At 38.1% G+C, this 6,012-nt stretch carries 4 protein-coding genes; 3 read left to right on the top strand and 1 reads right to left on the bottom strand.

Going from position 1 to position 6,012, the window contains the following annotated elements:
- The first annotated feature begins 169 nt into the window (after positions 1-169).
- The 3 genes from ADIARSV_RS03920 (at position 170) to ADIARSV_RS03910 (ending at position 4,414) form a co-directional block, all read left to right on the top strand.
- Positions 170-373, top strand: coding sequence for a hypothetical protein (locus ADIARSV_RS03920; RefSeq protein WP_016194081.1), 204 nt, complete (start codon positions 170-172; stop codon positions 371-373).
- 110 nt (positions 374-483) lie between these two features.
- Positions 484-750 carry a hypothetical protein gene (locus ADIARSV_RS03915; RefSeq protein ID WP_040299015.1) on the top strand — a complete coding sequence of 89 codons (267 nt, stop codon included), beginning with the start codon at positions 484-486 and terminating at the stop codon, positions 748-750.
- Positions 751-1,087: 337 nt separating this feature from the next.
- Complete coding sequence (locus ADIARSV_RS03910; RefSeq protein WP_016194079.1) at positions 1,088-4,414, top strand: TonB-dependent receptor; 3,327 nt, start codon at positions 1,088-1,090, stop codon at positions 4,412-4,414.
- A gap of 72 nt (positions 4,415-4,486) precedes the next feature.
- On the opposite strand, the gene ADIARSV_RS03905 is transcribed toward ADIARSV_RS03910, so the two are convergent.
- Complete coding sequence (locus ADIARSV_RS03905; RefSeq protein WP_040299014.1) at positions 4,487-5,920, bottom strand: L-serine ammonia-lyase; 1,434 nt, start codon at positions 5,918-5,920, stop codon at positions 4,487-4,489.
- Positions 5,921-6,012: the final 92 nt, after the last annotated feature.

Below are 6,012 nucleotides of genomic sequence, written 5' to 3'. Positions count from 1 at the left end.
ATGATTTAGCTTGGTTTTCCTGTATACCTATTGGATACTTGTCATGTACTCAAAGATAATTTTTTTTGTCATCTCATTCAATCACTTGTGGGTTCCAATGACCACAATCAAAATGAGACAAATAGACCAACTATTAAGATTATTGTTTATTGGATTTTAGCTTACTTTGATGTGTAAGATAAAAAGGAAAGTGGAGCCTGAAAAGAAGTATAAGTTAAAGGTGGAAGCAAAGGGTGCTGATATTCGTGTTTTTCTGGATAATGAACGGGAACCGGTGTTGAAAATAAACGATAACGAGTTCGTTAAAGGGACGATAGGTTTGAGGTCTTACGACGCATTGCCTTCTTATGGTAATATGAAAATTGTGAAATAATATAATTTTATTCCTTCACAATAAAGTGCTACTTTCACGGCGTATTGAAGGAAAGGTAATAGCAAAAATTAATCTATTGTTTCTTTATGACTTCAATGTAAATATTAATCATGAAAAAAACTTTATCAAACCTTTTAGTAGCTGTATTGCTAATCAGCTCAATGAGTTCATGTGCCACTTTATTTGGCGGACCTGTTAATCAATATCAAAGAACTAAACCTGCTGCTGGAGAACCTTCAAGACCTATTCGGGCAGGAGCTTTGATCGCGGATATTATTATTTTCTTGCCTGCAACGATTGTTGATTTTGCTACTGGCGCAATCTACAAACCTCAAGCAGCTAATGCACCTGCTACTCCTTTAACACCTGCAAAATAAGGGCTAAGGCTTTTTGATTCAGGTATATGTGCGAGAGTCGCCTTCGGGATTGATTCTCATTAAGGCATAAATCCTCAAAGTAACATCTTTTTTAAAGGTGTTGCTTTGAGGATTTATTATTTTACAGCTTATTTATTGCGATATGGGCTGAGTGTAGGGAAGGATTTAATTATCCTGATTATTAATATTGTCATTTATTAGTCAATTTAATATTTAAAAAAATATGTTACATCTGTTGTCATTATGGTAACATAATCAGAAAGTTAATTTAAATTTAACATTAATTTAGTACTATTACTTCTTCTTTGCTGGAAATTAAAATTAACGCGATCAAGAAATGAAGAAGAATTTACTTCTGTATTTATTAGTGACAGGCCTTTGCTTTTTCATAAGTAAACAGGCAGTTGCTCAAGGTGTTACTACTGCTAGTGTGAGCGGTGTAGTCTCTGATAGTCAGGGACAGTCAATCCCAGGTGCGAGTGTAATTGTAACGCATATTCCTACTGGTACTTTGTACTCTACTATGAGTCGCTCAGATGGACGGTTTAACTTGCCAAATTTAAGAGTTGGTGGTCCTTATACATTTCGTGTAACCTATATCGGATTCAAAGAATTTAAAAGGGAGGACCTTACCTTGTCCATCGGTCAGGAACAGCGGATTGATGCCCGCATTCAAGAGGATAATACAACACTTCAGGAAGTTACCGTAACAGGAAACTCTGGAAAAGTAATTAATTCCTCCCGTACAGGTGCACGTGAAACGATTAGTCGTGCACAGATTGAGAGTTTACCTACAATCAGCAGATCTCTTACTGATTTTACTAAACTTACTCCTTCAGCAAATGGGTTGAGCTTTGGAGGTCGTAGTGGCCTTTATAACAACATTACCGTTGATGGTGCATTGTTTAATAATTCCTTTGGTTTGTCGGGTACTTTAGGAGGACAAACTAGTTCTCAGCCTATATCATTAGATGCAATTGACCAGATTCAGGTTGATATTGCCCCTTTTGATGTAAGACAGGGAAACTTTACAGGTGCAGGTGTGAATACTGTAGTTAAATCAGGTACTAATACTTTCAAGGCTACAGTATATGATTATATCCGCAGTACTACATTGACCGGCTATAAAGCTGGAGTAACCGATATTCCTGAAACTCCATTTGATTACAGACAAACAGGTGCTAGTTTTGGTGGTCCCATTATTCAGAATAAACTATTTTTCTTTGTTTCAGGAGAGCAGGAAAGGATCAGTCAGCCACCAGTAACAAATTATCTGGCTGGTAGAAGTGGCCTGAGTGGTGCGAATGTTTCGCAGGTACAGGCATCCACATTGGATGATATTGCCAATACATTAACAACAAAATATGGTTATGATCCGGGACCGTATGAAAATTATAACTATGATACCTATAGTGATAAGGCAACAGTTAAATTAGACTGGAACATCAACAGTAAGAATACATTAAGTGCGAAGTATTTTTATTTGAAATCTTATCGTAATCAACCTGCAAGTAATTCAGGTATTTCAAATGCAGGAGTTGGCTATGGTAGTACCCGTGCGCCAGGTATAAATACGCTGCCTTTCTATGGCTCTGGTTACACCATCAACAATAACTTTAACATTGGTATAGTGGAGTTGAACACCCGGATTAGTAACAGTATGTCAAACAGATTGACTTTTGGTTATTCGGCTTTGCGCGATTTTCGTACTTCTCTAGGTTCAGGCTCTTTGCCAATGGTTGATATTGGTAATGGAACAAGCAGTGCTGCCGGAGTGGTTACCACAGCAGCTACTGCTACTGCCACCAGTTTTGGATATGAGCTTTATACAGCAGGAAACTTATTGAATACAGATATTGTTCAGTTTTCGGACGACTTTACTCTGTATTCCGGTAGACATGAGTTTACATTAGGAACCAGTTTCCAAAGTCAAAGTTATGAAAATGGATTTGCTCCTACTTACAATGGCTTGTATACCTACAATTCAGCTTCCGACTTTATAAACGGTTTACCAGCGGCAGCTTATACTACGCGGTTTTCAGCCTTATCAGATGGATCATTTCCATTTGCTAAAATCAAAGCTTCTATCTGGAGTTTATATGTACAAGATAAGTATAGTGTAACCGATAACTTTAAGCTAACTTATGGAGTAAGGGCAGACTACGATGCATTTCCAACAACCCTTGATGAAAATCCAAATGCTGCGGCATTAACTTTTCAACAAGGAGTAAAGGTTGACCCTTCTAAGCTTCCAAAAAATAGGATCCAGGTTTCTCCCCGTATAGGATTTAACTGGGATGTAAATGCTGATCAAACTACACAAGTTCGAGGTGGTGCAGGTTTATTTGCAGGTACTGTTCCTTTTGTATGGATTTCCAACCAGGCATCCAATAATGGATTGCTATTTGGCTCATATACTATTACAAAGGCAGCTACACCTACTGATTCAAGGTTGATCTTTAATCCTGATGTGGATGCAAATCGTCCTGCCGCAGGTAGTGCAACTGCAAATACTTCTTACGAATTGGATGTCGCTGATCCTAATCTTAAATACCCGAAGATCTTCCGTACAAATTTAGCCGTAGATCAACGTCTTCCATGGGGGATCATCGGAACCCTGGAAGGTGCTTATACAAAAGATCTGAATGCGATCTATCATCAGAATTTAGTTTTATCAGATGAAACTACAGTACTTCCTGGTGTGGAAGGACAAATTCGTTATGCCTCTAAAAATAGAACTCCAGCAGCTGCAGCGGCTACTGCTGCAAACCCTGGAATTACAGGATTGTATTACATGAGGAATACTAAAAAGGGATATTCTTATTTCATTACTGCACAGTTGCAGAAAAATTTTGCTTCAGGCTTTTATGCCAATGTAGCTTACACGCATAGTGGATCAAAGGACGTTAATGATGGAGGTTCAACAGCAAGTTCGATCTGGAGTGGCAGACCTGTAGCTGGCGATCCAAATGCTGATGTATTATCAAACAGCTCTTATGTGCAGCCAAACCGTGTTATTGCCTCTCTATCTTATCGCAAAGAGTACCTGAAGAATTATGCTACATCGGTAGGTATAATTTTTGAAGCTGCTAATAATGGTGCGGTATCTTATGTAACAAGTGGAGATATAAATAATGATGGTGGTACTACAAACGATTTGATGTTCATTCCTGAAAATAAGGGGGATATCATTCTTGTTCCGAATGCAGTTACTGATTTGCGTACTCCTGATCAGCTTTGGACTCAGTTAAATAATTTCATTGGACAGGATTCTTATTTGAGCAAACACCGTGGACAGTTTGCAGAAAGAAATGCAGGTATTCTTCCGTACTTTAAAAGGGCTGATTTGAATATTACACAGGACTTTTTTATTCAAAGTGGAAAAACTAAAAATACATTAAGAATCTCTTTTGATATTATTAATGTGGGTAATTTCCTGAATCGCGATTGGGGATTATATAAAACAGCATTTAATGGAAATAATTTTGGATCAGCAACTGTCCTGACATACAAAGGGCTGGATGCTACTACAGGAAAAGCAACTTATGCTTTTCCTTATCTTGATGCTACTAATGTCATTCCTATTGTTAATTCAACCAGGAACGATGTTAGTCAATTGTCTAGATGGCAGGGACAACTTGGAATCAGGTATCTGTTTAATTAAGGATTTATGATTTTTTGTAACCCGTCTCAGTGTATAATTGAGACGGGTTATTTTGTTTAATGCCATTCCTGATTAGCATTCACTTAAGCTGATTGGAATGTTTAAAGCTAATCCCCCTTCAGAGGTTTCTTTGTATTTGGAATTCATATCAATTGCAGTTTCCCACATGGTTTTGACTACATGGTCTAAAGAAACTATTGCGAGTTGAGGGTCGCTCCTTAGTGCTAGTTGTGAAGCTGTTATGGCTTTTATGGCACCCATTGCGTTGCGTTCGATACAAGGAATCTGAACCAGACCACCTATAGGGTCACAGGTTAAGCCCAAATGATGCTCCATGGCAATTTCTGCTGCCATTAAACATTGTTTAGGGCTGCCGCCAAGTACTTCGGTTAAGCCAGCAGCAGCCATTGCGGAGGAAACTCCAATTTCTGCCTGACATCCTCCCATAGCTGCTGAAATAGTAGCACCTTTTTTAAAAATGCTGCCAATCTCTGCTGCGGTAAGAAGAAAGTTTATGATTTTATCTTCAGTATGACCCTCACAAAATGTAATATAATATTGAAGAACAGCGGGTATTACTCCAGCTGCGCCATTTGTAGGGGCTGTAACTACGCGCCCGAATGAGGCATTCACTTCATTTACGGCTAATGCAAAGCAACTTACCCAATCGAGCGTATAATTAAAGCCTTGTCCGGTTTTTTGAATCGCATTAAGCCATTCCGGGTACTCTGAAAAGGATTCAGCTTTTAGAAGATCATTATTCATCCGGGCAGCTCTTCGTTGCACATTTAATCCCCCTGGTAATACTCCATTGGTATGACAGCCTTTAAATATACATTCCTGCATGATCTTATAAATATGTAGAAGATCCTTTCGGATAGCAGATTCATCTTTCCATAATCTTTCATTTTCAAAAACGAGTGCAGAAATGGGCAGCGAGGTCTGCTCACAGTATGATAAAAGATCGGATGCATAATTTATTGGATAGGGTAATTGTAGAGATTCTTTAAAGGTCTGCTCGCGATTTCTTTGTGTTTCAGTGATTATAAAACCTCCCCCAATAGAATAGTAGGTTTCTATAAATTCTCCCTTATCGCCCAAATCGGCAATAAATGTCAAAGCGTTAGGATGAAATGGCAACGATTCCTGATAAAGAAAAATAATATTTTCGGCAGAAAATTTAACTGCATGTTGGCCATTTATCAGTAGCGACTGCTTCGCTCTGATTTCTTCAATCAGTATTGGAATCTGATCGGTATTTATTGTTTCTGCTCCATAACCACATAAACCAAGCATTACTGCAATATCAGTTCCATGACCTATACCGGTTTTAGCAAGTGATCCATATAAATGAACCTTCAACGATTTTATTTGGTCCAATGGGAATGCGCATTCCAGCTTTGTTATAAACATATTTCCGGCTCTCCATGGACCCAGTGTATGCGAGCTAGAGGGACCAACGCCTATTTTAAACATATCAAAAACTGATATATTTTCTTCTTTCATATATTTATCATTTATGCGTTTTGTTTTCCATGAGATCAATCGAACTTTAACTTGTTTAAAGCATTAAATTGTGTCATAAAAATCTAATATAA

Origin of the sequence: Arcticibacter svalbardensis MN12-7, from assembly GCF_000403135.1 — a bacterium.
In the GTDB taxonomy this organism is placed as follows: Bacteria; Bacteroidota; Bacteroidia; order Sphingobacteriales; family Sphingobacteriaceae; genus Arcticibacter; species Arcticibacter svalbardensis.
Note: the sequence above shows the minus strand (reverse complement) of the source record. Positions and strands in the feature narration are given on the sequence as shown.